The 25,542-nt window shown below is 75.6% G+C and carries 24 protein-coding genes and 5 tRNA genes; 11 read left to right on the top strand and 18 right to left on the bottom strand.

Annotated elements, in window-relative coordinates; genetic code table 11:
* Positions 1 to 83: 83 nt before the first annotated feature.
* From pdxS to pgsA, 5 genes are all read right to left on the bottom strand, one after another.
* Positions 84 to 998 (bottom strand): pyridoxal 5'-phosphate synthase lyase subunit PdxS, encoded by a 915-nt coding sequence (gene pdxS / locus D7294_RS05960; protein WP_120676326.1) that lies wholly within the window; start codon positions 996 to 998, stop codon positions 84 to 86.
* A 258-nt stretch (positions 999 to 1,256) separates the two neighbouring features.
* Complete coding sequence (locus D7294_RS05955) at positions 1,257 to 1,817, bottom strand: LemA family protein (protein ID WP_120676324.1); 561 nt, start codon at positions 1,815 to 1,817, stop codon at positions 1,257 to 1,259.
* 126 nt (positions 1,818 to 1,943) lie between these two features.
* Positions 1,944 to 3,104: a glycosyltransferase family 4 protein gene (locus tag D7294_RS05950; protein WP_120676322.1), complete on the bottom strand. Its 1,161-nt coding sequence runs from the start codon at positions 3,102 to 3,104 to the stop codon at positions 1,944 to 1,946.
* Between the two features lie 6 nt (positions 3,105 to 3,110).
* On the bottom strand, positions 3,111 to 4,022 hold the full coding sequence (locus D7294_RS05945) for a phosphatidylinositol mannoside acyltransferase (RefSeq protein ID WP_120676319.1): 912 nt from the start codon (positions 4,020 to 4,022) through the stop codon (positions 3,111 to 3,113).
* Entirely contained in the window at positions 4,019 to 4,708 is a 690-nt protein-coding gene (gene pgsA / locus D7294_RS05940) for a phosphatidylinositol phosphate synthase (RefSeq protein ID WP_174248280.1), read from the bottom strand. The genes D7294_RS05945 and pgsA overlap by 4 nt, the downstream gene beginning before the upstream one ends.
* A gap of 327 nt (positions 4,709 to 5,035) precedes the next feature.
* Between pgsA and D7294_RS05935 the strand changes: the two genes are divergently transcribed.
* On the top strand, positions 5,036 to 6,712 hold the full coding sequence (locus tag D7294_RS05935; protein WP_120676315.1) for a hypothetical protein: 1,677 nt from the start codon (positions 5,036 to 5,038) through the stop codon (positions 6,710 to 6,712).
* 35 nt (positions 6,713 to 6,747) lie between these two features.
* On the opposite strand, the gene D7294_RS05930 is transcribed toward D7294_RS05935, so the two are convergent.
* The 4 genes from D7294_RS05930 to D7294_RS05915 form a co-directional block, all read right to left on the bottom strand.
* Positions 6,748 to 7,293 (bottom strand): HIT family protein, encoded by a 546-nt coding sequence (locus D7294_RS05930; protein WP_120676313.1) that lies wholly within the window; start codon positions 7,291 to 7,293, stop codon positions 6,748 to 6,750.
* An 82-nt stretch (positions 7,294 to 7,375) separates the two neighbouring features.
* Positions 7,376 to 9,355 carry a threonine--tRNA ligase gene (gene thrS / locus D7294_RS05925; RefSeq protein ID WP_120676310.1) on the bottom strand — a complete coding sequence of 660 codons (1,980 nt, stop codon included), beginning with the start codon at positions 9,353 to 9,355 and terminating at the stop codon, positions 7,376 to 7,378.
* 378 nt (positions 9,356 to 9,733) lie between these two features.
* Positions 9,734 to 9,805: transfer RNA gene (locus D7294_RS05920), tRNA-Val, on the bottom strand.
* Positions 9,806 to 9,850: 45 nt separating this feature from the next.
* On the bottom strand, positions 9,851 to 10,315 hold the full coding sequence (locus tag D7294_RS05915; RefSeq protein WP_120676309.1) for an SRPBCC family protein: 465 nt from the start codon (positions 10,313 to 10,315) through the stop codon (positions 9,851 to 9,853).
* A 163-nt stretch (positions 10,316 to 10,478) separates the two neighbouring features.
* Here D7294_RS05915 and D7294_RS05910 point away from each other — a divergent pair, with 163 nt between their 5' ends.
* Positions 10,479 to 10,892 (top strand): SsgA family sporulation/cell division regulator, encoded by a 414-nt coding sequence (locus D7294_RS05910; RefSeq protein ID WP_003959770.1) that lies wholly within the window; start codon positions 10,479 to 10,481, stop codon positions 10,890 to 10,892.
* 145 nt (positions 10,893 to 11,037) lie between these two features.
* Here D7294_RS05910 and D7294_RS05905 read toward each other — a convergent pair whose 3' ends face one another.
* The gene (locus tag D7294_RS05905) at positions 11,038 to 11,235 is read right to left on the bottom strand and encodes a hypothetical protein (RefSeq protein ID WP_120676307.1); all 198 of its coding nucleotides are present in this window, start codon (positions 11,233 to 11,235) and stop codon (positions 11,038 to 11,040) included.
* Between the two features lie 168 nt (positions 11,236 to 11,403).
* Positions 11,404 to 11,796 carry a hypothetical protein gene (locus D7294_RS05900; protein WP_120676305.1) on the bottom strand — a complete coding sequence of 131 codons (393 nt, stop codon included), beginning with the start codon at positions 11,794 to 11,796 and terminating at the stop codon, positions 11,404 to 11,406.
* Positions 11,797 to 11,968: 172 nt separating this feature from the next.
* Here D7294_RS05900 and D7294_RS05895 point away from each other — a divergent pair, with 172 nt between their 5' ends.
* Positions 11,969 to 12,487: a DsbA family protein gene (locus tag D7294_RS05895; protein ID WP_120676303.1), complete on the top strand. Its 519-nt coding sequence runs from the start codon at positions 11,969 to 11,971 to the stop codon at positions 12,485 to 12,487.
* Here D7294_RS05895 and D7294_RS05890 read toward each other — a convergent pair.
* The 3 genes from D7294_RS05890 to D7294_RS05880 all read right to left on the bottom strand — a co-directional run bounded on the left by D7294_RS05890 (position 12,469) and on the right by D7294_RS05880 (position 15,265).
* On the bottom strand, positions 12,469 to 13,311 hold the full coding sequence (locus D7294_RS05890) for a GNAT family N-acetyltransferase (protein WP_120676301.1): 843 nt from the start codon (positions 13,309 to 13,311) through the stop codon (positions 12,469 to 12,471). The two genes, D7294_RS05895 and D7294_RS05890, sit on opposite strands and share 19 nt — an antisense overlap.
* 62 nt (positions 13,312 to 13,373) lie before the next feature.
* A complete protein-coding gene (locus D7294_RS05885) occupies positions 13,374 to 14,198 on the bottom strand; it encodes an aminotransferase class IV (protein WP_120676299.1) in 825 nt (274 codons plus the stop codon).
* Positions 14,189 to 15,265: a chorismate-binding protein gene (locus D7294_RS05880; RefSeq protein ID WP_120677063.1), complete on the bottom strand. Its 1,077-nt coding sequence runs from the start codon at positions 15,263 to 15,265 to the stop codon at positions 14,189 to 14,191. The genes D7294_RS05885 and D7294_RS05880 overlap by 10 nt, the downstream gene beginning before the upstream one ends.
* Positions 15,266 to 15,485: 220 nt before the next feature.
* Between D7294_RS05880 and D7294_RS05875 the strand changes: the two genes are divergently transcribed.
* The 7 genes from D7294_RS05875 (at position 15,486) to D7294_RS05845 (ending at position 18,421) form a co-directional block, all read left to right on the top strand.
* Positions 15,486 to 15,558 (top strand) — tRNA-Gly (locus tag D7294_RS05875).
* 22 nt (positions 15,559 to 15,580) lie between these two features.
* Positions 15,581 to 15,651, top strand: a tRNA-Cys gene (locus D7294_RS05870).
* A 1-nt stretch (position 15,652) separates the two neighbouring features.
* Positions 15,653 to 15,724, top strand: a tRNA-Val gene (locus D7294_RS05865).
* Positions 15,725 to 15,769: 45 nt separating this feature from the next.
* Positions 15,770 to 15,844 (top strand) — tRNA-Val (locus D7294_RS05860).
* Between the two features lie 245 nt (positions 15,845 to 16,089).
* Positions 16,090 to 16,251: a lasso RiPP family leader peptide-containing protein gene (locus D7294_RS31820; RefSeq protein WP_158674574.1), complete on the top strand. Its 162-nt coding sequence runs from the start codon at positions 16,090 to 16,092 to the stop codon at positions 16,249 to 16,251.
* Positions 16,252 to 16,260: 9 nt separating this feature from the next.
* On the top strand, positions 16,261 to 18,168 hold the full coding sequence (locus D7294_RS05850; RefSeq protein ID WP_120676295.1) for an asparagine synthase-related protein: 1,908 nt from the start codon (positions 16,261 to 16,263) through the stop codon (positions 18,166 to 18,168).
* Positions 18,125 to 18,421, top strand: coding sequence for a lasso peptide biosynthesis PqqD family chaperone (locus tag D7294_RS05845; RefSeq protein WP_241562145.1), 297 nt, complete (start codon positions 18,125 to 18,127; stop codon positions 18,419 to 18,421). The genes D7294_RS05850 and D7294_RS05845 overlap by 44 nt, the downstream gene beginning before the upstream one ends.
* Positions 18,422 to 18,600: 179 nt before the next feature.
* Here the strand turns inward: D7294_RS05845 and D7294_RS32190 are convergent, their stop codons facing one another.
* Positions 18,601 to 18,768 carry a hypothetical protein gene (locus D7294_RS32190; protein WP_174248279.1) on the bottom strand — a complete coding sequence of 56 codons (168 nt, stop codon included), beginning with the start codon at positions 18,766 to 18,768 and terminating at the stop codon, positions 18,601 to 18,603.
* Positions 18,769 to 19,199: 431 nt separating this feature from the next.
* On the opposite strand from D7294_RS32190, the gene D7294_RS05840 reads away from it, so the two are divergent.
* Complete coding sequence (locus D7294_RS05840; RefSeq protein ID WP_120676293.1) at positions 19,200 to 20,333, top strand: serine/threonine-protein kinase; 1,134 nt, start codon at positions 19,200 to 19,202, stop codon at positions 20,331 to 20,333.
* Positions 20,334 to 20,431: 98 nt separating this feature from the next.
* On the opposite strand, the gene D7294_RS05835 is transcribed toward D7294_RS05840, so the two are convergent.
* The 3 genes from D7294_RS05835 to cobT all read right to left on the bottom strand — a co-directional run.
* Positions 20,432 to 21,241, bottom strand: coding sequence for a TrmH family RNA methyltransferase (locus D7294_RS05835; protein ID WP_120676291.1), 810 nt, complete (start codon positions 21,239 to 21,241; stop codon positions 20,432 to 20,434).
* Positions 21,238 to 22,470 carry a uroporphyrinogen-III C-methyltransferase gene (gene cobA, locus D7294_RS05830; RefSeq protein ID WP_120676289.1) on the bottom strand — a complete coding sequence of 411 codons (1,233 nt, stop codon included), beginning with the start codon at positions 22,468 to 22,470 and terminating at the stop codon, positions 21,238 to 21,240. Before cobA ends, D7294_RS05835 begins: the two co-directional genes overlap by 4 nt.
* Before the next feature lie 187 nt (positions 22,471 to 22,657).
* Positions 22,658 to 25,542: nicotinate-nucleotide--dimethylbenzimidazole phosphoribosyltransferase (gene cobT, locus D7294_RS05825; protein WP_120676287.1), on the bottom strand; the 2,885-nt coding region annotated here is incomplete at its 5' end.

Raw genomic sequence — 25,542 nt, 5'->3', positions numbered from 1 at the left:
CGCGGCGGCGGGACCGGCCGCGGGGGCGGCGGTCCCGGGGGCCGGGCCGGTGGCAGCAGTCGTCACGTGGGCCGCTCCTCGCCTCACCAGCCGCGCGAGGCGTAGCGCTCGGCGTCGGCGAGGGTGTCCAGGTTGATGCCGACCATGGCCTCGCCGAGCCCGCGCGAGACGTCGGCGACGGTCTTGGGGTCGTCGTAGAAGGTGGTGGCCTTGACGATGGCGGCGGCGCGCCTGGCCGGGTCGCCCGACTTGAAGATCCCGGAGCCGACGAACACGCCCTCGGCGCCCAGCTGCCGCATCAGCGCGGCGTCCGCCGGGGTCGCCACGCCGCCCGCGGAGAACAGCACGACGGGCAGCTTGCCGAGCTCGGCGACCTCCCGGACCAGCTCGTAGGGGGCGCGCAGCTCCTTGGCCGCGGCGTACAGCTCGTTGTTGTCCAGGCCACGCAGCCGGGCGATCTCGCCCCGGATCTGCCGCAGGTGGCGGACGGCCTCGACGACGTTCCCGGTGCCGGCCTCGCCCTTGGAGCGGATCATGGCCGCGCCCTCGGCGATCCGGCGCAGGGCCTCGCCGAGGTTGGTGGCGCCGCACACGAAGGGGGTGGTGAAGGCCCACTTGTCGGTGTGGTTGACCTCGTCGGCCGGGGTGAGGACCTCGGACTCGTCGATGTAGTCGACGCCGAGGGCCTGGAGGACCTGGGCCTCGACGAGATGCCCGATGCGGGACTTGGCCATGACCGGGATGGAGACGGCCTGGATGATGCCGTCGATCATGTCCGGGTCGGACATGCGCGCCACGCCGCCGTCCTTGCGGATGTCGGCGGGGACGCGCTCCAGCGCCATGACGGCCACCGCGCCGGCGTCCTCGGCGATCTTCGCCTGCTCCGGGGTGACGACGTCCATGATCACTCCGCCCTTGAGCTGCTCGGCCATGCCGCGCTTGACGCGGGCCGTGCCGGTCGCCGGGGTCTGCGGGGTGCTGGGAGACGTAGCTGACACGGATTCGACCTCACAGGAGAGCTTGGGGGTGCTGGGCTCGGCGCACTCGGCCCGCTCACGGCGGCCCGGAGGGCCAGGGGCGATAAGTGCGATATTAAACAGTCTGGGACAGTCTACGGCCGTTCGGGCGCATTCCCGGGGGCGGCGAAGGTGCTGCGGCAGGCCCGCGGCGGGGCCGAGCCGGGCCGGGAACGCGACCTGGGGGCCGAATCTCCATGAGACCTCGCGACTGGCCTGGAGAAAAGGGCCAATTTCGCCTCAGTGGCCTGCACGCCGGTGTTCTGCGGCGAAGTCCACGAGGGCGGGCGGCGGCTCGTCGTCCATCTCGAAGGCGAGCGGGAAGGGCGCGTGTCCCGCCAGCCTGAGCCAGCGGACCGTGCGGTGCCTGCGCACCGCACGGGCGGCGCGCACGGCGTCGTTGTGGAAGCGCCTGGCCATCGGCACCCGGCGCACCGCGGCGGCCAGCTCCTCGGTGGTGGCCTGCCCGCCCGGGGCCTCGTGCACCGCCCGCACCTGGGCGCCCTCCTCGAACACCGCGCGCAGCGCCTGGCTCAGCTCGCTCTCGGCGACCTCCCGCTGCTCGTCCTCGGCCAGCCGCGCGGCGTGCGCGGCCTGGTAGAGCACCATGGCGGCGGCCGGGTCGAGGACGCCGGCGGTGGCGACCTCCTGGGCGATGGAGGCGCGGCGCAGCAGCTGGGCGTCGAGCGCGGCCCTGGCGGCGTCGATGCGGGCGTGCAGCCGGTCCAGGCGCCCCGCGGTCCAGCTGAGGTAGACGCCGATCAGCAGCAGGGCGACGGCGATCCAGATGGCGGTGGTCACGCCCGGTCACCCTACTCGGCCGCCGCGCCCGCCCGTGCCACGGACCCGGGACGGCAGGCCCGCCCCCGGCCGCGCGGGGCCGGGTGCCGGGGGCCGGGACGAGGGGGCCGCGCCCGGCGCGTGGGCTCAGTCGCGGGCGAAGCCCAGGCGGCCGAGCAGGCCCACCCGGTCGTCGGGGGCGACGGCCTCCGCCCCCGCGGTCACCGTCTCGTAGACGGCGAGGATGTCGGCGCCCACCGTGGTCCAGTCGAAGCGGCGCACGTGCCTGCTGCCGCGCTCCCGCAGCTCGGCGCGGCGCTCCGGGTCGCCCAGCAGCCGGGCCGCCGCGGCGGCCAGCGCGCCGGCGTCCTCGTTGGGGAAGAGCTCCCCCGCCGCGCCGCCGTCGAGGACCTGGGCGAACGCGTCCAGATCGCTGGCCAGCACCGGGGCGCCCGCCGACATGGCCTCCACGAGGATGATCCCGAAGCTCTCGCCCCCGGTGTTGGGCGCGACGTACAGGTCGACGCTGCGCAGCAGCCTGGCCTTGTCCTCGTCGCTGACCATGCCGAGGAACTCGACCCGCTCGCGCACGGCGGGCGGCAGCCCCGCGACCGCCTCCTTCCGGTCGCCGCGGCCGGCCACCAGCAGCCTGGCCTCCGGGCGGGCGGCCAGGATGCCGGGCAGGGCCCGCATCAGCACCGGCAGGCCCTTGCGCGGCTCGTCGATCCTGCCGATGAAGCCGATGGTCTGCCCCTGCCACTCGGCCTTGGGCTCGGCCCCGGCGAAGAAGCCGACGTCGACGCCGTTGGGGATGACCACCGCGTCCCCGCCGAGGTGTTCGACCAGGGTGCGCCTGGCGTACTCGCTGACCGCGATCCGCGCGCTGATCTTCTCCAGGGCGGGCTGCAGGATCGGATAGGCCGCGATCATCGCGCGCGAGCGGGGGTTGGAGGTGTGGAAGGTGGCGACGATGGGGCCGCGCGCCGCCCAGCAGGTCAGCAGGGCGAGGGAGGGGGCGGCGGGCTCGTGGATGTGGAGCACGTCGAAGTCGCCCTCGTGCACCCAGCGCCTGACCCGCGCCGCGGACAGCAGGCCGAAGTTCAGCCTGGCCACGGAGCCGTTGTAGGGGACGGGCACGGCGCGGCCCGCGGAGACGACGTACGGCGGCAGCGGGGTGTCCTCGTCGGCCGGGGCCAGCACGGAGACGTCGTGGTCCTGCCGGATCAGGTGCTCGGCCAGGTCCCGCACGTGGAACTGGACGCCGCCCGGCACGTCCCAGGAGTACGGGCAGACGATGCCGATCCTCATGCCGGCCTACCTCCCATCCCCGGCCCCCCGCGCGGCCGCGGTGTCGCGGGGCCACAGCGGCTGGAGCATGTGCCAGTCCTGCGGATGCCGGGAGATGTCGGCCGCGTAGCAGTCGGCCAGCGCCTGGGTCATCACCGCCGCCTTCTCCGCCCTGGTGCCCTCGGCCGGCACCTCGACCGGCGGGTGGACCCTGCCCTTCATCACCGGCGTCTCGTCGTACCACAGGCCGACGGGCAGCAGCAGCGCGCCGGTCTGCTGAGCCAGCATGGCAGGTCCCGCGGGCATGCGTGCGGTCTCTCCGAAGAACGACACCTCGACCCCCGACCGCGACAGGTCGCGGTCGGCCACCAGCGCCACCAGGCCGCCGCTCCGCAGCCGCCTGGCGAGCCGCCCGAACGAGGGGCCACCGGTGTGCGGCAGCACCTCCATGCCGAGCCCCTCCCGGAAGGCCACGAACCGGTCGTAGAGCGTCTCGGGCCGCAGCCGTTCCGCCACGGTGGCGAAGGGGGTCTGCAACTCGGTGACCACCCAGGCCCCGGCGAGGTCCCAGTTACCCATGTGCGGCAGGGCCAGGATCACGCCGCGCCCGGAGGCGAGCCCGTCCAGGAGGTGGTGGGCGCCCGAGGGGTCGAAGGAACTCCTTATCCGCTCGCGGCTCCAGGCCGGCAGCCGGAAGGACTCCATCCAGTAGCGCAGGTAGGTGCGCATCCCGGCGCGCGCCAGCTCCCGCAGCCGCTCCGGGGATGCGTCGGGCACCACCCGGGCCAGGTTGGCCTCCAGGCGCAGCACCCCGGCGCCGCGGCGGCGCCAGGCCGCGTCCGCGATGCCGCGGCCGAGCGCCGTCGCGGCGCCCTCGGGCAGACGCTGGACGGCGCCCCAGCCGAGGCCGAAGAGCGAGCCGGCCAGCCGCTCGTTCATGAGGCGGAGCCCCCGGGGCGCTCGGAGCCGGCCGCCGAGGCGGCCCGCGCCTCGGCCGCGTCGGCCTCCGCCGCCTCGCGGCGCACGGTCACCATCCGCTGGATCAGCGTGATCAGGCTGCCGGCGGCGACCACCCACAGCGCGATCGGCAGCACGACGCCGATGTGCGGCACGCCGAAGTCCTCGAGGCCGGCGAAGCCGGCGCACACCAGGGTGATCACCAGCCGCTCGGCGCGCTCCACCAGGCCGTTGACCTTCACCGGCATCCCGATGCTCTCGCCGCGCGCCTTGGTGTACGAGACGACCTGGCCGCTGGCCAGGCAGAAGAGGGTCACGGCGCAGAGCATCAGGTTGTCGCCCTCGCCCGCGTACCACAGGGCGAGGGCGCTGAAGATGGCGGCGTCGGCGACGCGGTCGAGGGTGGAGTCCAGGAAGGCACCCCAGCGGCTCGAGGCGCCGATCTGGCGGGCCATGTTGCCGTCGACGAGGTCGGAGAAGACGAACAGCGTGATGACTATCGTGCCCCAGAAGAACGAGCCACGGGGGTAGAACGCCAGCGCTCCCGCCATCACGCCCGCGGTTCCGACCAGCGTCACCGCATCGGGGCTCACCCGCAGCCTCAGCAGCAGGGCGGCGAACGGCGTGAGGACACGCGTGAAGAATGCACGCGCGTACTTGTTGAGCATGTCCTTCCCAGGGGTCGGGTGAGGGCCGCGTGGTCGGGCGGCCCGGAAGGCCCCCATCGTAGCCACGCCGCCGAAGCGCCCGTGCGGGGCCCGGCACCGGCCCCGCGGCGGCCGGGCCCGGGCCCCGCACGGGCCTGCGCACGGGCCTGCGGCCGGGTACGCGGGCCCCGGGTGGCCGGGGTTGTGCCCCGGGTGCGCGCACGCGCGCCCGGGGCCCCTTTTCCGCCGATAGGCTTGGGGCGTACCAGGTGTGTCCTTGCCGTTACGGGGGAACTGGCCTGACGGCGGCTGACGTTCGGGATACGGGTTCGAGAACTGGGGGTACCCATGGCCGGGCTTGACGACCTCAGGAACGGGGCGGGGGTGGAATTCGACTTCGCGCCCGGCGCCCAGGTGCCGCTCTCCGGGGCGGGCAGCGGGCGCACCGGCGTCAGCGACGCGATCGCCTCGGTCGCCTACCGCGACGTGGAACCGGCCCAGATATGCGAGCCCAACGACGCCGCCTCGGTCAAGAAGGGCCGCTTCACGCTGCTCGAACCCAATCTCGGCGAGGCGTTCACCCGCGCCATCGAGACCCGGATGCTGGGCGACGGGCGCAAGCCGCTGGTCCAGTCCTTCGGCGCGGAGCCACAGACGGTCGTGGAGCACGCGCTCAACGCCAAGCGCATCCGCCGCCAGCGCGACCGGCGCCTGACCGCCATCATGGTCGCCTTCGGCCTGCTGTTCCTGCCCGGCGTGCTGGTGTGGCTCGGGCTCTTCCAGCTGCGCCGCACCATCGCCGGCTCGCAGGACCGGCGCACCGGGATCATCGGGCAGGTCGTGCTGGCGCTGCTGGCCGTCCTCATCGTGCTCTTCGTGATCCGGGTCCCGGTCGACGGCGTCGTGCGGCTCTACGTCTGGAGCCTGCTGCCGGCCCCGGTCGCCGGCTGGTTCCTCGCCAGGCAGGTGTGCGAGCGCACCGCCCAGAACCTGAGGGCGCACTGGTCGGACCTGCTCGGCGGGGGCGGCGCGGGCGCCCGCATCCCGGAGGCCGTGCCGCAGAACCCGAACGACGCGGAGGCCGAGCGGCTGCGGATCGGCCTGGCGAAGCTGACCGCCGAGCAGAACAGCAACGTCGTCCACTACGCCGGCCCCAAGGGGATACTGGGCATGGGCGTGCGCTGGGGAAGCTGGCAGCTGGCGGAGGAGCTGCGGCCGCGCGATCCGGGCCGGGAGATCGACCCGTTCCGCAGCTGGGACGTGGCGCGGGCGATCCACGACCAGATGCGGATGCTGGAGCGCGGCCCGCTGCACACCGGCGGCTTCACGCAGCCCTCGATAGTGCACTGGGTGGTGCGGCACGTGGGCGAGGGCGCCGGGGAGGTCTCGCGCCCGGACGGGCCCACGGCCGACGGGTACAGCTTCAGCAACGTCGAGGTGCAGCGCATCTGCAACGAGCAGCAGTACGGCAGCTCGGAACGCCACTACCTGGGCGTGCAGTTCGTGCTGTGGGACGGCGAGCTGGTGGTCACGATGATGATCTCGGTGACCGTGCTGCACCACACGCTGCGCATCGAGGTGACCGGGCACGCGCTCGGCCCGCTGCACGGCTTCTTCAGGAAGGGCCCCGAGGGCAAGTCCCGGAACGTGCGCGATCCGCTGCGCCCCTGGCGCACGACCTCGCGGAAGCTGCCGCTGGTGGAGGCGCGCGAGGTGGTGCGTCTTGCCGCGCGCGCGCCGCTGACCTGGTTCCCCGCCCGGCTGGACAAGCTGGGCGGCACCATCTCCCTGCCCGAGCCCTTCGGCCTGCGGCACACCTGGGCGACGACGCCGTGGCGCAACCGCTTCATGGTGGACGACGTGCTGCGGACGGCCACGCCGGTGCTGCGGGTGGCGCACGCGGCCGCGATACGCGTGCTGGAGGAGAACGGCGTGGACGTCACGCCCTTCGACAGCAGGGCGCAGGCGCTCAGCGGCCAGGTGGAGGCCGCCGAGCCGCGGCACGCGGACGAGTACAACATGTGACGAGGCACCCGGCCGCGTGCGGCGGCCGGGACCGCTCAGCGCGGCCAGGCCTCCGCGAGCATCCGCCGGGTGTCGGCGAGGAGTTGGGGCAGCACCTTGGTGTGCCCCACCACGGGCATGAAGTTGGCGTCGCCGCCCCACCTGGGGACCACGTGCTGGTGCAGGTGGGGCGCGATCCCGGCTCCCGCGGCCGCGCCCTGGTTCATGCCGATGTTGAAGCCGTGGGCGCCCGAGGCGGTGCGGATGGCCGTCATGGCCTGCTTGGTGAGCTCGGCGAGCTCCGCGGTCTCGGGGCCGGTCAGGTCGGTGTAGTCGGCGATGTGCCGGTAGGGCACCACGAGCAGGTGGCCGCCGTTGTACGGGTAGAGGTTGAGCACGGCGTAGACGCTCTCGCCACGGGTGATGATCAGGCCGTCCTCGTCGCTCTTGCGGGGGATCGCGCAGAAGGGGCAGCCGTCTTCCGCTCCCTCACCGGTCGGCTTGCCCTCGCCCTGGATGTAGGCCATCCGGTGAGGCGTCCACAGGCGCTGGAACGCGTCCGGCGTCCCCACCCCGATCTGCTGCTCCGGCTCGCTGCTCATGCGGTCAGCATATGGCCTGGCAGCAGGCGGGCGGGCGCCGAGGGCGCACGCCCCCGGGGCCCGCCGCGGGTGCCGCGCCCGCTCAGACCTGGACGCGGGAGGCGACCGCCTCGGCGATCTCGCGCAGCGCCTCGGCGCGCGGGATGCCGTTCTTCTGGAGGCCGTCGCGGTAGCGGAAGCTGACCGCGTCGTGGGCGACGTCCTCGTCTCCCGCGATGACCATGAAGGGGACCTTCGCCTTCTGCGCGTTGCGGATCTTCTTCTGCATGCGGTCGGCGGAGGAGTCGACCTCCATCCGCAGTCCCTTGGCCCTGGCCGCGGCGGCGAACTCCTGCAGGTAGGGCACGTGGGCGTCCCCGATCGGGATGCCGATCGCCTGCACCGGGGCGAGCCACGGCGGGAAGACGCCGGCGTAGTGTTCGAGCAGCACGGCGAAGAAGCGCTCGATGGAGCCGAAGAGGGCCCGGTGGATCATCACCGGCCGCTGCCTGGTGCCGTCGGCGGCGGTGTACTCCAGGCCGAAGCGCTTGGGCTGCTGGAAGTCGACCTGGATCGTGGACATCTGCCAGGTGCGGCCGATCGCGTCCTTGGCCTGGACGGAGATCTTGGGCCCGTAGTAGGCGGCGCCGCCCGGGTCCATGACGAGTTCGAGGCCCTGCTTGCCCGCGGCCTGCCGCAGCGTCTCGGTGGCCTCCGCCCACTCCTCGGGCTCGCCGATGAACTTGTCGGAGTCCCCGCGGGTGGACAGTTCGAGGTAGAAGTCGTTCAGGCCGTAGTCGCGGAGCAGGTTGAGCACGAAGGTCAGCAGGGCGTCGAGCTCGTCCGGCATCTGCTCCTTGGTGCAGTAGATGTGCGAGTCGTCCTGGGTGAATCCGCGCGTGCGGGTCAGCCCGTGCACGACGCCGGACTTTTCGTAACGGTAGACCGTGCCGAACTCGAAAAGCCTGAGCGGCAATTCCCGGTACGACCGCCCGCGCGCCCGGAAAATCAGGTTGTGCATCGGGCAGTTCATCGCCTTGAGGTAATAATCCTGCCCCTCGAATTCCATGGGGGGAAACATGGATTCCGCATAGTTCGGCAGGTGCCCCGAGGTTTCGAACAGCCGCGCCTTGGTGATGTGCGGGGTGTTGACGAATTCGTAGCCGGATTCCTCGTGACGGCGGCGCGAGTAGTCCTCCATCACCTTGCGGACGACGCCGCCCTTGGGGTGGAAGACGGCCAGTCCCGAGCCGAGTTCCTCCGGGAAGGAGAACAGGTCGAGCTCGGTGCCGAGCTTGCGGTGGTCGCGCTTCTCGGCCTCGGCGAGGAACTCCAGGTGGGCCTTGAGCTGCTCCTTGCTCGGCCAGGCGGTGCCGTAGATGCGCTGGAGCTGCGGGTTGCGCTCGCTGCCGCGCCAGTAGGCGGCGGCGGAACGCATCAGCCTGAAGGCGGGGATCAGCCTGGTGTGCGGCAGGTGCGGGCCGCGGCAGAGGTCCTTCCAGCAGGTCTCGCCCGACGCGGGGTCGAGGTTGTCGTAGATGGTCAGCTCGCCGGCGCCCACCTCGGCCCCGGCCCCCTCGGCGGCCTCGGCGGCGGCGCCCTTGAGCCCGATCAGCTCCAGCTTGTAGGGCTCGGCGGCGAGTTCCTCGCGCGCCTCGGCCTCGCCGACCACCCGCCGCGCAAAGCGCTGGCCCTGCTTCTGGATCTGCTGCATCCGCTTCTCGATGCGGCGCAGGTCCTCGGGGTTGAAGGGCTCGGCCACGTCGAAGTCGTAGTAGAAGCCGTCCTTGATGGGCGGGCCGATGCCGAGCTTGGCCTCGGGGAAGAACTCCTGGACGGCCTGGGCCATGACGTGGGCGGTGGAGTGGCGCAGGATGTCCAGGCCGTCGGGCGAGGCGATGTCCACCGGCTCGACCTCGTCGCCGTCCGCGAGCTCGAAGGCCAGGTCGCGCAGCCGCCCGCCGACGCGCGCGGCGACCACGGAGCGCTCGCCCTCGAAGAGGGCGCCGGCCGTCGTGCCGGTGGTCACCACGCGTTCTTCCCGCTCGGAATCGCGCTGAATGATCACACGGACGTCTGACACCGGTCTCTCCCGACTCCTGTCTGGTCTGCCTGCGCGGGGCAGAGCGCGGTGGGAACCACGCAGTGCCGCATCGTACCGAGCACGGGGCCCCGGCCGCGAAGCGCCGCCCCCCGCCGCGCGCGGGGGCGACGGGGAACGCCCGTCCGCGGCAAGGGCGGTGCCGAACGGCCTGGCCGGGGAAACCGGAACGTCCGCGGGCCGCGGGAAGGCGCGTATCCCGGTCAACACCGGCCGCGGCCAAGGGCACAGCGGACGCCGCGCACTCCGGCGGGGTCACGGGCGGGGGCAAGCCCGGGCGAACCGGGCGGATGGGCGCGGAGATACACGGCGAGGGCGGCCCGAACCCCGCTTTTCGCGGAGCCGGGCCGCCCTCGAATGTGGGCGATACTGGGATCGAACCAGTGACCTCTTCGGTGTGAACGAAGCGCTCTCCCGCTGAGCTAATCGCCCTTTGGTGCGGTGCCCTGCGGCACGGTGAGAACCATACATGGCCGCTCACCCGACTTCCAAATGAACTCCCAACCAGGCGCGCAGACCTCGCCGTCCGGCCCGCATCATCAGCGCGTGGTTGGCGAGGAGGAGGGGCCGCGCGGGGCGGGCGAGGCGGCGCAGCAGGGGCTGGCGCAGCTCGGTGTCCTGCCGGATGCGCACCCGGGCGCCGGCCCCGCGGGCCGCGACGTGGAACCGCATGCGGCCCTCCAGGTCGCCGCCGAGCGCGATCTCCAGGACCCGGGCGGCCGGGTCGCGGCGCAGGGCGCGGACGGTGACGTTCAGGTCGACGGGCAGCACGGAGCGGAACCTGCAGCGGCCGGTGTCGGGGCCGGTCTGGACGACCTCGCGGATGTGTGGCCACCAGAGTGGGTAGTCCTGATGTCGTTCGAGCACGCGGTAGACGGCGTCCGGCGGTGCGGCTACTCGCCAGTCGCTGCGGAATCGATACCGTCTCGGCGGGCCATCCATCGCCGGCCGACTCCCGTTATCACGCATAACTCTTTCCTCCATTGGAATGAGATTAAAGCCCGCAATTAGGGCAGAGGGGTTTACAACCGGCGCGTACGTGGCATGTCGATTTCGCCGACGTGCGAATCCCCGAGCGCACACTGAGCGAAAGGCCCTGGCGCTTATGAACACCACGGTCAGCTGCGAGCTGCACCTGCGCCTCGTCGTATCGAGCGAGTCCTCACTACCTGTACCCGCGGGGCTGCGGTATGACACGGCGGACCCCTACGCCGTACACGCCACATTTCACACCGGAGCCGAAGAAACCGTCGAATGGGTATTCGCCCGCGATCTCCTCGCCGAGGGCCTGCACCGGCCCACGGGCACGGGTGACGTGCGGGTGTGGCCCTCCAGGAGCCACGGGCAGGGAGTCGTCTGCATCGCCCTCAGTTCGCCCGAGGGCGAGGCGCTGCTCGAGGCCCCTGCCCGGGCACTCGAATCGTTCCTGAAGCGAACCGATGCGGCCGTGCCGCCAGGTACGGAACACCGTCACTTCGACCTCGATACGGAGCTCTCGCACATTCTCGCGGAGAGCTAGAGACCCGCCGGTTCCCAGCGCCGTCCGACTCGGGGCGACGGCGCGGAACCGGCGCTGACCCGGACCCGGCGCCGCCGCGGCACTCGCCACGGCGGCGCCGTGGCGTGCGGGGCGGCCGGCCGGGCCGCCGCGGGAGACGGCCGGCTCACAACAGGAACTGGTCGTGCGCCCCGGCGATCAGGAGCAGGGCGCCGATGACGGTGAGGAAGAGCAGCAGCGGCGGCTGGGAGAGGGCGTAGAGACAGCCGCGGGGCTCGCTGTCCTCGGGCGTCTGTGCTGGCGGTGCGGTGGGCAGGGCACGTTCCGGGGAATCGGGGGCCTGCTCGCTGGTCGTGTACGGCATGTCGCGGTGATCATGACCCAGCCGGCGGGTCCTCCGCGATCATCACGCCTTCTTTGCGTGGTGATTTGCCGAATCTCTGGGTTTGGGCGCGCCCAGTGTGCTAAAGAGCCGCGACGCGGGCGCGTGCTCCTGACTCCGCGCCGGGCGGAGCGGCGCGTGGGCCGCGGCTCAGATGCCGTGCTTCTTCAGGATGGCCTCGATGTCCGAGAAGTCCTCGGCGCCGCCTCGCGAGGCGCCGGACGAGGGGAGGGCCGGCGCGGACCGGCGCCCGCGCGCGGCGCGGGACTCCCCCTCGGACGCGCCGCGGCCCCTGCCCTCGGCCAGGCGGCCGGAGAGGAACAGCAGGACGGAGAACGCGAGCACCCCGAACCCGGCCCAGGCCACCGGGTTGATGGTCATGTTGACCACGAAGCGCACGACGCCGGTCATCGCCAGGCCGACGGGCAGCAGCGAGACGGCGGCGGCCCGCAGCGCCGCCGCGTACCGGCGACGGCGGGCGATGAGGAACGAGACGCCCAGCCCGGCGGCGGACAGCAGGGTGCAGACGGTGCCAATCAGCATTTCTCCATCCTGCCTCGCCCCGGGGCGTGAGGCCATGGCCCAGCGCACGATTCAGGGGCGGGATCAGGGTCCTCTCAGGGTGCCGGGCGCCGGGCGGCCGCCGCGGGGAACGGGCCCGTCCGCCCCCCGGCCCCCGCTCCCCGGGCCCGCCCGGTGGGCCACACTTGCGGTCATGACCCAGAACCCACCGCGCCGCGTCGTGCTCGACGTGTGGTGCGACCTGCAGTGCCCCGACTGCCACCGCGCCGAGGCCGACCTGCGCGCCCTGCGGGAGCGCTTCGGCGAGGCGCTGGAGATCAGGCGGCGCCACTTCCCGCTGCCGGCTCACCGGCACGCCCTCGACGCCGCGCAGGCCGCGGAGGAGGCGTACGCCCAGGGCCGGGGCGAGGAGTACTGGACGGCGGTCCTGGCGCGGACCGAGGAGCTCGGCAGGCGCGGTCCCGCCCTGCTGACCGAGGTCGCCGCCGGGCTCGGCCTGGACGCGGCCGAGGTCGAGACCGCGCTGATCGACGGCCGGCACACGCTGCTCGTGGACGCCGACCAGGCGGAGGGCAGGGCGCTCGGCGTCACCGGCACCCCGACGTACGTGATCGGCGGGCAGCGGCTCGACGGCGGGCGCGGGCAGGAGGGCCTGCGGGAGCGGATCGCCGGGCTGGCCGAGGGGCTGCTGGCTCAGGCGAGCGGCTTGTAGCAGAGGTACTCGGCCGCGGTGTAGCCGAGTGACTCGTACAGGCCGAGCGCCGTGGCATTCCACGCGAACACGTTGAGGCCGAGCACGCCGCCCCCGGCGGCCAGGCACTCCGCCTCCGCCACCCGCATCAGGGTGCGCCCGTGCCCGCGCCCGCGGTGGGGGGCGTCGACCCGGACGGCGAAGACGAAGGCGTCCACGCCGGGACGGGCCAGGCCCGGCACGGTCGAGACCCACAGGGTGCCCACCCGGCTCCCCTCGTGGCGCAGCACCCGCAGGACGGCCCCTTCGGTGGCGAGCCCTTCGGGGAGGTGGCGGGTGATCGACTCCCGGGCGTGGCGGGCCGCTCCCGCGGCGGCGATCCCCGCCTCGACGAGGGACGCGCGATAGCCGTCCAGCTCCGCGGCCAGCCAGCCGCCGTACTCCGCCTCGGACATCGGGCGGACCTCGCCGCCCTCCGGCGGTGCGGGCGGGGGCGCGGTCAGGCGCTTGAGCATCAGCCGGCCGCGTTCCCGGTAGCCGAGGGCGACGGCCAGCGCGTGCGCCCCGGGCGCGTCGGCGGGCACGCGGGCCTCCGCGCGGCGGCAGCCCCAGGCCCGCAGCACCTCCTCCGCGGCCAGCAGCGCGACCGTGGCCCGGCCGCGGCGCCGCTCGGCCGCCTCCACGGCGAGGTCCTCGATGCGCCCCACCCGCTCCCCGGCCGCCTCCCCCGCCAGCAGGGAGAGGCCGCCGATGCGGCGGCCGTTGACGCGGATGCCGTACCTGCGCGCGCGCCCGCCGCCCGCGGCGCTCAGCTCGGGGCCCTCCGGGCGCAGTGTGGTGGTCACCCCAGGAGGTCTACCCCGTGCGCCCCGCCTACACCAGGGGTGCGGGCGGGAGGCGATCCCGCTCAGGGGTCGATGTCGGCGGCCGCCCGCTCGCGGAAGACCCGCAGCGCCTCGGCCGTCACCGGGCCCGGGGCGCCCGGCAGTTCGCGGCCGTCGATCCGGCGGACCGCCTGCACGTCGCGGGTGCTCGACGTCAGGAAGACCTCCTCGGCCTCCCGCAGGCAGTCCATCGGCAGCTCCGTCTCCTTGGCTCCGGTCCACTCGACGACCAGCGCCCTGGTCACCCCGGCCAGGCAGCCCGAGCCGAGCGGCGGGGTGTGGGCCCGGCCGTCGAGGACGACGAAGACGTTGGTGCCCGTGCCCTCGCACAGCTGCCCCGCCGTGTTGGCGAACAGCGCCTCGGAGGCGGCCTGCTGGCGGGCGCGGGCCAGGGCGATCACGTTCTCCGCGTAGGAGGTGGTCTTCAGGCCGGCCAGGGCGCCCCGCTCGTTGCGCGTCCAGGGTACGGTGATCACGGCGGTGGTGTCCGGGCGGCGCGAGATCCCGGCGTGGGCCACCACCAGGGTGGGCGGGGCCTCGCCGCGGTCGGAGCCCAGCGGGGCGGGCCCGCCGGTGTAGGTGACGCGCAGCCTGCCCAGCGGCAGCGGAACGGCCGCAAGGACCGCCGCGCAGGCCCGGCGGACCTCGTCGCGGTCGGGTTCCGGCAGGCCGAGCCCGGCGGCCGAGGCGGCCAGGCGGTCCAGGTGCCTGCGCATCGCGAAGGCACGTCCGTTCTCGGTCTTGAGCGTCTCGAACACGCCGTCGCCTACGGTCAGTCCGTGGTCGTAGACGGAGATCCGCGCGCTGTCGGCGTCGCGCAGCTCGCCGTCCAGCCAGATCAGCGCCATGTCGCTGCCCTCTCCTCGCCGGCCTGGTCGTGGTGGCCGCCCGGGCCGCCGGGCGGCCGGGCCGTCACCGAAGACGCTACCCCGAGCAGCCGCGCCGCCTTCAGCTCCGTCTCCGCCCATTCCGCGGCGGGCTTTGAGTCCCACACGATCCCGGCGCCTGCGCCGAACCGCAGCAGCGGGCGGCCGCCGGTCCTGTCGATCCAGAACGTGCGGATGCCGACGGCGAGTTCGCCCACGCCGCGATCCGCGTCCACCCAGCCGACGCCGCCGCAGTAGGGGCCGCGCGGCGCCGTCTCCAGGGCGGAGATGATCCGCAGGGCGCTGCCCTTGGGCGCGCCGGTCACCGAGCCGGGCGGGAAGGTCGCGGCGAGCAACTCGGCCCAGCCGGTGCCCGGCGCCAGCTCGCCGCGGACCGTGGACACGAGGTGGACCAGGCCCCGGTAGGGCTCGGGGACGCACAGGCCGGGCACCGTCACCGAGCCCGCGGCGCAGACCCGGCCGAGGTCGTTGCGCACCAGGTCGACGATCATGACGTTCTCCGCCTGCTCCTTGGGGCTCAGGGCGCCTGCCGTGCGGGCGGTCCCCTTGATCGGCCCCGACTCCACGGTGCGGCCCCGGCGGCGCAGGTAGAGCTCGGGGGAGGCGGTGGCGATCTCGACGCCCTGGGCGGGCAGCCGGACGGTGCCCGGCCGGGCGCCGGGGCCGGCGTCGCGGGCGAGCAGGCCGGTCAGCGCGTCGACGTCCGCCTCGGGCGAGGGCAGCGGGGCGCCGAGCACGCGGCACAGGTTGACCTGGTAGACGTCCCCGGCCGCGATGTGCTCGCGGACCCTGGCCACGCCGTCGAGGTAGGCGGCCCGGTCGAGGGAGCTGCGCCACGTGCCGGCCGCCGGCCCCCGCCAGCCCGCGGACGCGGGCGGCGGCGCGGTCCTCACCTCGTCGAAGCGCGCGCACACCAGCCCGCCCTCGAAACCGGCGACGACGGCCCACCAGCCGCGGGAGTCCAGGGCGGCCGGGTCGTCGGTCACGTCGCGCAGCCCGGTGGCGAGGCGCCCGCCCAGCCTGGCCATGGGGGCGAGCGTGGGGGCGGCGGGCGGCCGGGAGGCCGGGACGTGGTCGCGCACCCGTACGAGTCTAGGACCGGGAGGGCGGCGGGCCCCGGGGCGGGGAACGGCCCCGCGGGCGCGGCGATGCGGCAGGTACGGCCCCTACCGAGTTTGAGCTTACGGGCCGATCCGCTAGAGTTCATGACGTCGCCGGGGCACGGAAGTGACATCGGGGACACACAGTGCGGACGTAGCTCAGTTGGTAGAGCACCACCTTGCCAAGGTGGGGGTCGCGAGTTCGAGTCTCGTCGTCCGCTCGAAGGGGGCCCGCCCCCATTCGGTGGAGTGGCCGAGAGGCGAGGCAACGGCCTGCAAAGCCGTCTACACGGGTTCAAATCCCGTCTCCACCTCGGACGATTAGCTCAGCGGGAGAGCGCTTCCCTGACACGGAAGAGGTCACTGGTTCAATCCCAGTATCGTCCACTCGGGTCCGCGAGGACCTTCCCCGGGCAGCCGCCCGGGGGGCAGGCGCGATTAGCTCAGCGGGAGAGCGCTTCCCTGACACGGAAGAGGTCACTGGTTCAATCCCAGTATCGCGCACCAGCCCGAAGGGCCGGAGGGCAGCCGCCCCCGGCCCTTTCGGCTTCCCCGCCGCCGGGGACGCGGTCCCGCCGCGCGGCCCGAGCGGCCAACTCGGGCCCGGACGCGGCGAGTTGCCGCACAAGAGTCCCGTGACCACTCGATGGGGGGACGGCACACATCGCAGGGCCCGTTCCGGGAAATGGCTGACCTCGCAAGGGCCTCGCACGGGCCCACGAGGACTCAGCCGACCTGGAGGGTGGCCAGCAGTGGAACCTGTAGGGAAGAGGGAGACGCCCCCGGGGGCGCCGGAGGTCTACGAGCCTCCGGTGCTCGCCGGGATCGGGAGCTTCGCCGACGAGACCCAGGGGCAGTGGATCGGCATGGAGCCCGACGGGAGTTGGGGGCACCACTACACTCCCCCGAGCTGACGCGGCTCCATGACGTCCTGGTGCGGCGGGCGGTGGTTCGTGGTCCTTCCCGACCACGAGGCGGCGCCCGCCGTCTTCGAGCGGCTGCGGCCCTACGCGTGCCGGGTGGTGCCGCACGCCTCGGGCCGGCCCTGGCTGCTGGGCTGCTGGCCGAAGGAGGAGTCGGCCACGGCGGCGGCGGGCGCGGACCGCGCCCTGCTGATCGGCCGGGTCCAAGACCGCCCCGCCGGCCTCACGCCCCGGGGCCTGGCCACGGAGCTGCCGGGCAGCTTCCACCTGCTGGTCTCCCGCGACGGCCGGGTCCTCGCCCGCGGCACCTGCACCGGGGACCGGCGGCTGTACACCGCCCGCGTCCGCGGCCTGACGGTGGCCGCCGACCGGGCGTCCACCCTGGCCTGGCTGACCGGCGCAGGTCCCGACCCGGCCCGGCTCGCGGCCGGGCTGCTGGTCCCCTGCGTCCCCTACCCGCTGAACGCGGCGCCCGTGTGGGCGGGCGTGGACGCCGTCCGTCCCGGGGACGCCCTCCACCTGGAAACCGACGGCACGGCACGCACCGGGCGCTGGTGGCAGGCCCCGCCCGCTGACCTGCCGCTTGAACAGGCCGCCCGCGGGCTGCGGGAGGCGCTGCGCGCTGCGGTCGCGGCCCGGGTGCGTCCTGGGGAGCTGTGGGGGGCGGATCTCTCGGGCGGCATGGACTCCACCTCGCTGTGCTTCCTCGCCCACGAGGCCGGCGCCCGGCTGGTGGCCCTCACCATGGAACTGTCCGCGGTCGGCAGCCAGGACGCCCGCTACGCCCGCGAGGCCGCGCGGCAGCTGCCGGGCGTGACCCATCTGACCGTCCCCACCGGCGAGCTGGCCGCCCTGTTCGCGGGGCTTGAGGGGCGCAACCCTCCCGCGGACGGGCCCACCGCGCTGGTCCGCAACCGCGCCCAGCAGGAGGACACCGCGCGCCTGCTGCTGGGGCACGGAGCGCCGCGGCGGCTGTGTGGCCACGGCGGGGACGACGTCGTGACCCCGCCGCCTGCCTATCTGCACCGGCTGCTGCGGCACCGGCCCCTGACCGCCCTGCGGCACGCGGCAGCCCACCGCGCCGCCTTGCGGTGGCCGCTTCGGGCGACGGCGGCCCAGCTGCTCTCCCGCCGCGGCCCGGCGGGCCGGCTCGCCGCGCAGGCCGCCGCCCTGGACGGCGTCCGCCGGGGCGCCGCCCCCGCCTGCGACTGGGGCCCGCGGCCGGCGCTGCCGCCCTGGGTCACGCCGGGGGCGCGGGAGTTGGTGGCGGAGCGGCTGCGCGCCCTGGCCGAGGGCTGCGAGCCCCTCGGCCGGGACCGCGGCACCCACGCCTGGGTCCAGGCCCTGCACGGGGCCGGCCGGCTCGCCTTCCAGATCGCGGAAGGGTCGGAACGGGCCGGGCTGCCCGCCGACATGCCCTTTTGCGACGACGCGGTGTTCGCGGCCTGCCTGCGGGCCCGCCCCGAGGAGGCCGGGCACCCGGCCCGGTTCAAGCCGCTGCTGACCGCGGCGATGCGGGGCATCGTTCCCGAGGCGATCCTGCGCCGCACCACCAAGGACCGGGCAGGGGACGAGTGGCACGCGGGGCTGCGGGCGCAGCGCCGCACCCTCGCCTCCTGGGCGGAGGACTCGCGCCTCGCGGCCCTGGGTCTGGCGGATCCGGCCGTCCTGCGCCGGGTGCTGCTGGCCCCGGCCCTGCTGACCGCGGGCGTCGCCGAGCTGGAGCCCACCCTGGCCGCCGAGGAGTGGCTGCGGGACGTGGAGGCCCACTCCCTCGCCCGTCCCCCCTCGGCGCCCGCTCCCCCGGCTGCCGCCGCTTCGGGTTTCTCCCCCCATCCGCCCCCTCATCTGAAGGAGCACCGCCGTGACCCCTCCGCCGGAACGGCCCGGCCTGCGGCTTCGCCGTGACGTCACCGCCTGCGACACCGAAACGGGCATGGTCCTGCTGGACGAACGCACCGGCCGCTACTGGCAGCTGAACGGCACCGGCGCCCACATCCTCCGCGCGCTGCTCGACGGGGGCACCCCCGACGGGGTCGCCGAGGCGCTGGCGGCGCGCGTCGAGGCGGTCTCCCGCGAGCAGATCGCCGCGGACGTGCGGGACCTGCTGGACAGGCTCGCGGCGGCCCGCCTCACCGAAGGGGCCCCCGCGGCGGGGTGAACCGGGCGCCGCCTGGCGCGGCATCGCCCGCGCCCGCCTGCCCCGGCACGCGGGCAGGGGTCGTGCCCGGGCAGCTCCCCAGCTGCCCGGGCACCCATTGCCGTCCGCCCTACCCCCGTCCCCACGGGGTGTTGCCGGTGTCCCCGACCCGGGCCGCTCTCCCGGGTCCGGGGCGCCACTCAGCGCCCCAGAATGCCGGCCACGGACGACGCCTGTGTCACGACGGCATCCACGCCGCCGGTCATGACGGCGAGGACGACGGCCAGCGGCAGCACCATCGCGGTGGCCACCAACGGGTGCCGCCGGTCGGCCGGGCGTGCGCCCCGCCGCGGTGCCACGCGGTCCATCTCTCCCCTCCCGTCACGGTGTTGCGTCCTCCCCCATCGTCACACCTGCCACACGGGTCACGTCCGTCACTTCCGCGACGGCCGTCCCGGTGCGGCGGCCCGGGCCGCCGGAGCGGCGGGCGGGTGACCTCGGGGGACGAGTGCTGCGCCCGCCGCTTGTTCCACACCCTAGGTCCGCGGGAGGGCCCGGGACGTCAGCCCGGCGTACTGAACCAGGGGCCTCCCCTGGGATGATCCCGGGCCGCCGCGGCTACTCCCCAGGGTGGACAAGCGAGCGGGGATGCCAGGGGTTTCCCCTATGTCCTTCCCCGGGCGCCCGCCGCCCGCTCGTGCCCTCCCCCGCGCGGCCTTATCGCTGCCGGGGCCGCGCAGTCCGTAAGCTGTGGCCCGTTACACGTACGGGGAGACAAGCACGGGGCAGCGAGGTGGACATGACGATGATGCGGCTCCGGCGCGAGGACCCGCGAGTCGTCGGGGCGTTCCGGCTTCACCGGCGGCTTGGCGCGGGCGGGATGGGGGTGGTCTACCTCGGCTCCGACCGGCGCGGGCAGCGGGTGGCGCTCAAGGTGATCAGGCCCGAGCTCGCCGAGGACCAGGAGTTCCGCTCGCGTTTCGCCCGCGAGGTCTCCGCGGCGCGGCGCATCCGCGGCGGCTGCACCGCCCGTCTGGTGGCCGCCGACCTGGACGCCCCGCGGCCCTGGTTCGCCACCCAGTACGTGCCCGGGCCCTCGCTGCACGACCGGGTGCAGGAGGAGGGGCCGCTGTCGGCGGCGGAGACGGCGGCGATCGGCGCCGCGCTGGCCGAGGGCCTCGTCGCGGTGCACGAGGCGGGGGTGGTGCACCGGGACCTGAAGCCCTCCAACATCCTGCTCTCGCCCAAGGGCCCGCGGATCATCGACTTCGGCATCGCCTGGTCCTCGGGCGCGAGCACGCTGACGAACGTGGGCACCGCGGTGGGCTCCCCCGGCTTCCTCGCGCCCGAGCAGGTCCGCGGCCAGGGCGTCACCCCGGCCACCGACGTCTTCTCGCTGGGGGCCACGCTCGCCTACTCCGCGCTGGGCGACTCGCCCTTCGGACAGGGCAGTTCCGAGGTGATGCTCTACCGGGTCGTCCACGAGGAGCCGCAACTCCACGGCGTGCCCGCCGCGTTGGCGCCGCTGGTGCGGTCCTGCCTGGCCAAGTCCCCGGTGGAGCGGCCGAGCACCCTGCAGCTCTCGCTGCGGCTGAAGGAGATCGCCTCCCGTGAGGCGCGCGGGGTGGGCCATCGGCCCGCGGCCAGGCCGCCGCGGCCCAGGCGGGAGGCCGGGCAGGGCGAGTCCACCAGGCCGGCGCGGGCGCCCCAGGACAGCCGCCCGACGCGGCAGAGCGCCTCCGCCCGGCCCAGCGCCGCCGGCACCGGCCGCCCCGCCGCGGCGCGGCCCGAGCCGGCCCGCAGACCCGCCGCCGCGCCGCGCCGCCGGGTGAACCGCAGCCTGCTGCGGCAGCGGCTGTTCGTCTTCGTCACGGTCACGCTGCTGGTGGCCCTGGGCATCGCCGCGGCGCAGGGCTGCCAGGGCCCGATCTGAGCCGCGGCGCCGGCCGGAGCCGTGCGGCCCGGCGGCCCCGCGGTGTCGGGAAGGGGGGCCGGCGCGGGTTGCGGCGCTCGTGGCCGGCCGGCGGGTGCTCAGGGCCTGGTGACGGCGTAGCAGGCGACGGCGGCGGCCGCCGCGACGTTCAGCGAGTCGATGCCGTGCGCCATCGGGATCCGCACCCAGGCGTCGGCGGCCGCGAGGGCCCGGGGCGTCAGGCCGCTGCCCTCGGCGCCCAGCAGCAGCGCCACCCGGTCGCCGCCCCGCTCGCGCACCTCCTCGGCGATGTCCATGGCCCGCTCCTGCGGGGTGAGCGCGAGCAGCCGGAAGCCCGCCCCGGTGACCTCCCGCAGCCCGTGCGGCCAGCGTTCGAGCCGGGCGTAGGGCAGGGAGAACACGGCGCCCATCGACACCTTCACGGAGCGGCGGTACAGCGGGTCGGCGCAGTCCGGCGAGAGCAGCACCCCGTCGATGCCCAGGGCGGCGGCGCCGCGGAAGACGGCCCCGATGTTGGTGTGGTCGTTGACGGCCTCCAGGACCACCAGGCGGCGCGCTGCGGCGAGGAGTTCGCCCGGCTCAGGCAGCGGCAGGCGGCCCATCGCCGCCAGGGCGCCCCGGTGCACGTGATAGCCGGTGACCCGCTCGGCGAGCTCCGGCTCGACCAGGTAGACGGGCGCGCCCGCCTCCTCGATGACGTCGCGCATCTGCTCCGCCCAGCGGGCGCTCAGCAGCATCGAGCGCATCGGGTGGCCCGCGGCCAGGGCGCGGCGGATGACCTTCTCGCCCTCGGCCATGAACAGGCCCTCGGCCGGCTCGCGGCGGCGCCGCAGCGCGACGTCGGTGAGCGCCGTGTAGTCCCGCAGCCGCGGGTCGTCCGGGTCGGTGACCGTGACCGGCGCCGTCATCCGGCCACCCGGACCACGTCGCCGACCACGACGACGGCGGGCGGCCGCACCTCCGCGGCCGCGGCGCGTTCCGCCACGGTCGCCAGGGTGGCGTCCAGCCGGCGCTGCGCCGCCGTGGTGCCCTCCTGGACCACGGCGACGGGGGTGCCGGGCGGCCTGCCGTGGCGCACGAGCGCCTCGGCGATGGCGCCGAGGTTGTGCACCGCCATCAGCAGCACCAGGGTGCCGCGCTGCGCGGCGAGCGCGGGCCAGTCCACCAGGGAACGCGGGTCCTGCGGGGGGACGTGGCCGCTGACCACCGTGAACTCGTGGGCGACGCCGCGGTGGGTGACCGGGATGCCGGCGGCCGCGGGGACGGCGATCGCGCTGGTGACGCCGGGGACGACGGTCACCGCGATCCCCGCCTCGGCCAGCGCCTCCGCCTCCTCCATGCCGCGCCCGAAGACGTACGGGTCGCCGCCCTTGAGCCTGACCACCGACCGGCCCGCCCTGGCGTGCTCGATGAGGGCGGCGTTGATCGCCTCCTGCGCCATGGCCCTGCCGTGCGGGATCTTGGCGGCGTCGACGACCTCCACGTGCTCGGGCAGCTCGTCCAGCAGGTCCCGCGGGCCCAGCCGGTCGGCGATCACCACGTCGGCCTCCGCGAGCAGCCGCCGCCCGCGCACCGTGATCAGGTCGGGGTCGCCGGGGCCGCCGCCCACCAGGGCCACTCCCGGCGCCCTGCCCCGGTGCCTGGGCGCCGCCAGGGTGCCCTCCCGCAGCCCCTCGACGACGGCGTCCCTGACGGCCGCGGAACGCCGCGGGTCGCGGCCGGTGAGCACCGCCACCGTCACGCCGTCGCTGCGCCCGGTGGCCGGGGTCCAGGCGGTGGCCGCCGCGGCGTCGTCGCTGCGCACGCACCACACCCGGTGCCGTTCCGCCTCCGCCGAGGCCGCTTCGTTGACCTCCGGGTCGTCGGTGGCCACCAGCGCGTACCAGGCCCCGGCCAGGTCGCCCTCGCGGTAGCCGCGCCGCTCCCAGCGCAGCTCGCCGGCCGCCGCCATGGCCTGCACGGACGGGGTGACCTCGGGGGCGACGAGCAGCACGTCTGCCCCCGCGGCGAGCAGGGCGGGCAGCCGGCGCTGGGCGACGGTGCCGCCGCCAAGGACGAGGACGCGGCGCCCGGTCAGGCGCAGTCCGACCGGATATGCGGGGTGGTCTGCGGGGTGGTCCGCGGGGTTGTCTGGCATGGGTGGTGCGGGCTCCTCGGCGACGAACGACCGGATCGATGCCGGCCATCGGGGACATGCCGGGGCCGCTGCGGCGCTGGAGCGGTCCGGTCCGGTCTGGTGGCGCGGGTCGTGCCCCACAGCCTAAGGCCGTGGGGCACCCCTGCGGCGGGGCCGGCCCCTTCCCCCGGGGCCCGGTGGCCCTCGGTCAGTTCTTGTCCGTGATGCCCGCCGAGTCGAAGGTGGCGACCTCCCGCATGGCGCGGGCCGCGCTCTGCACCACGGGCAGGGCGAGCAGCGCGCCGGTTCCCTCGCCCAGCCGCAGGTCGAGGTCGACCAGGGGGCGCAGGCCGAGGGCGGTGAGCGCGGCCAGGTGGCCGGGCTCGGCGCTGCGGTGGCCCGCGATGCACACGGACACCGCCTCCGGGGCGATGGCCCGGGCGGCGAGCGCGGCGGCCCCGGCGCTGACGCCGTCCAGGATCACCGGCACCCGAAGCGAGGCCCCTCCGAGGATCAGGCCGGTCAGTGCGGCGTGTTCCAGGCCGCCCACCGCGGCGAGCGCGCCGATCGGGTCGGCCGGGTCGGGCTGGTGGAGCCGGAGGGCGCGGCGCACCACGTCGATCTTGCGCAGGTGCGTCTCGTCGTCGATGCCGGTGCCCCGGCCCGTCACCTCGGCGGGCTCGGCGCCGGTGAAGACGGCGACGAGCGCGGCCGAGACCGTGGTGTTGGCGATGCCCATCTCGCCCGTCAGCAGCGCCCTGTTGCCCGCGGCGACCAGGTCGCGGGCCGTCTCGATGCCCACCTCGACGGCGCGCAGCACCTCCTCGCGGCTCATCGCGGGCTCGGCGGTGAAGTCGGCGGTGCCGGCCCTGACCTTGCGCGGCATCAGGCCGGGCATGGTGGGCAGTTCGCCGCGGACGCCGACGTCGATGACGCACACCTCGGCGCCGACCTGGGTGGCGAAGGCGTTGCAGACCGCGCCCCCGCCGAGGAAGTTGGCCACCATCTGCATGGTGACCTCCTGCGGCCAGGGGGTGACGCCCTGGGCGTGCACGCCGTGGTCGCCGGCGAAGACGGCGACGGCCGCGGGCTCGGGGACGGGCGGCGGGCAGCAGCGGGACAGCCCGCACAGCTGGGCGCCGATGACCTCCAGGGCGCCCAGGGCCCCGGCGGGCTTGGTCATCCGCTTCTGCCGCTCCCACGCCTCGCCGAGCGCCTGGGCGTCGAGCGGCCTGATCTCCGCCAGGGTCTCGCTGAGCAGGTCGTGGGGCTCGGCGCCGGGCAGCGCGCGGCGGCCGTACGCCTCCTCGTGCACCACCCAGGACAGCGGGCGGCGCTGCGACCAGCCGCCCTGGGCGAGCTCCGGCTCGTCGGGGAACTCGTCGACGAACCCGACGCACAGGTAGGCGACGATCTCCAGGTGCTCGGGCAGGTCGAGGGCCCGCACGAGTTCCCGCTCGTCGAAGAAGCTGACCCAGCCGACGCCGAGCCCCTCGGCGCGCGCGGCGAGCCAGAGGTTCTCCACCGCCAGGGCCGAGGAGTACGGCGCGAGCTGCGGCTGGGTGAGGCTGCCGAGGGTGTGGCGGCCGCCGCGGGTGGGGTCGGCGGTGACGACGATGTTGACCGGGGTGTCGAGGATCGCCTCGACCTTCAGCTCCCGGAACTGCTTGGCGCGCGCCTTCGGCAGCGACCTGGCGTACGCGTCGCGCTGCTTGAGGGCGAGGGTGTGCACCGCCTGGCGGGTCTCGGGGGACCTGATGATGACGAAGTCCCAGGGCTGCGAGAGGCCCACGCTCGGGGCGGTGTGCGCGGCTTCCAGGACGCGCAGCAGCACCTCGTGCGGGATCGGGTCGGGCCGGAAGCCGTGCCGGATGTCGCGGCGCTCGCGCATCAGCCGGTGCACGGCCTCGCGGTCCGGCTCCGCGTAGGCGGGGGCGGGCTGGGGGGCGGGGGCCCGGTCGGCGCGGTCGCCCTCGGGCTCCGCGGCCCTGGGCTGGCCGTGGGCCTGGCCGGGCGCCGCCTGGGCCGGGATGGCGACGGCGGGTTGCGCGGGGACCGCGGCGGGCGGCGACGGGACGGCGGCGGGCGGCGACGGGACGGCGGCGGGCGGCGCCGTGCCGGGGGCGGGGGCGGCGGGCGCCTCCTGCGCGGGCTGGGGGGCCGGGGGTGCGGCCTGGCCCTCGGGGGCCGGGGGCGCGGGCCGGTCGGCGGGCGGCGCGGCGGGGGTGTCCGCGGCCGTCTTCGCGGACGCGGCCGGGGCCGCGGGCCGGTCGGCGGCCTGGGCCTCGCCGGGTGCCGCGGGCTCGGCCGGGGCCGGGGCGGCCTCGGCAGGAGCGGCCTCGGCCGGGGCCGCCTGGGTCCCGCCGGGTGCCACGGGCCCGGCCGGGGCGGGGGCGGCCTGGGCGGGGGCGCTCGGGGCGGGGGCCGCCGGTGGGGCCGCTTCGGGGGCGGGCGCCTGTCCCGGGGCGGCGGCCGGCGCCGGGGCGGGAACGGGGCCGGCCGGGGCGCCGCCGGGCGCGGGGGCCTTCGCGGCGGGCGCGGAAGTGGCCCCGGGCGCACCGGAGTTCGCCTCCGGCCGCTGCGGGGCCGGTGCGGGGCCCGGCGGGGGCACGGCCGGAGCCTGACCGGCCGCCGCGGCGACGTCGCCCCCGGCCGCAACGGAACCCGGGGCGGGCGCCGGGTCCGCGGCCGGGCCGGAGGCGGGGTCCGCGCCCTGTGCGGCGGGGGGCTCGGCGGCCTCGGCGGCGGCGAGCGGGGCGCCCTCGGCCGGGGCGGCGGCGCCCTGCCCGGCGGGTTCGGTGCGTCCGGCCGTGGACGGGGCGCCTGCGGCGGCCGGTTCTGGGCCCTCGGCCGCGGACGGGGCCTCCTGGGCCGGGGGCGGCGGGGCCGCCGCGGGCTCGGGGGCCGGTGCGGGCGCGGGCGGCGTGCCGGGGGCTTCGGCCGCGGGCTCGCCTGCGGGCCCGGCACCGGCCCCGGCGACGGGCCCCGGCCGGGCCGGGCCGCCACCGGCCGCGGGCGCGGGCGCCGCGGCGGGGGCGGCCTCGGCTGCCGCCTGGGCAGGGGTGGGCGCCGGGGCGGGCCCCGGGGAGGGGG

This window comes from Streptomyces hoynatensis, from assembly GCF_003626535.1.
Taxonomy (GTDB): Bacteria; Actinomycetota; Actinomycetes; order Streptomycetales; family Streptomycetaceae; genus Streptomyces; species Streptomyces hoynatensis.
Note: the sequence above shows the minus strand (reverse complement) of the source record. Positions and strands in the feature narration are given on the sequence as shown.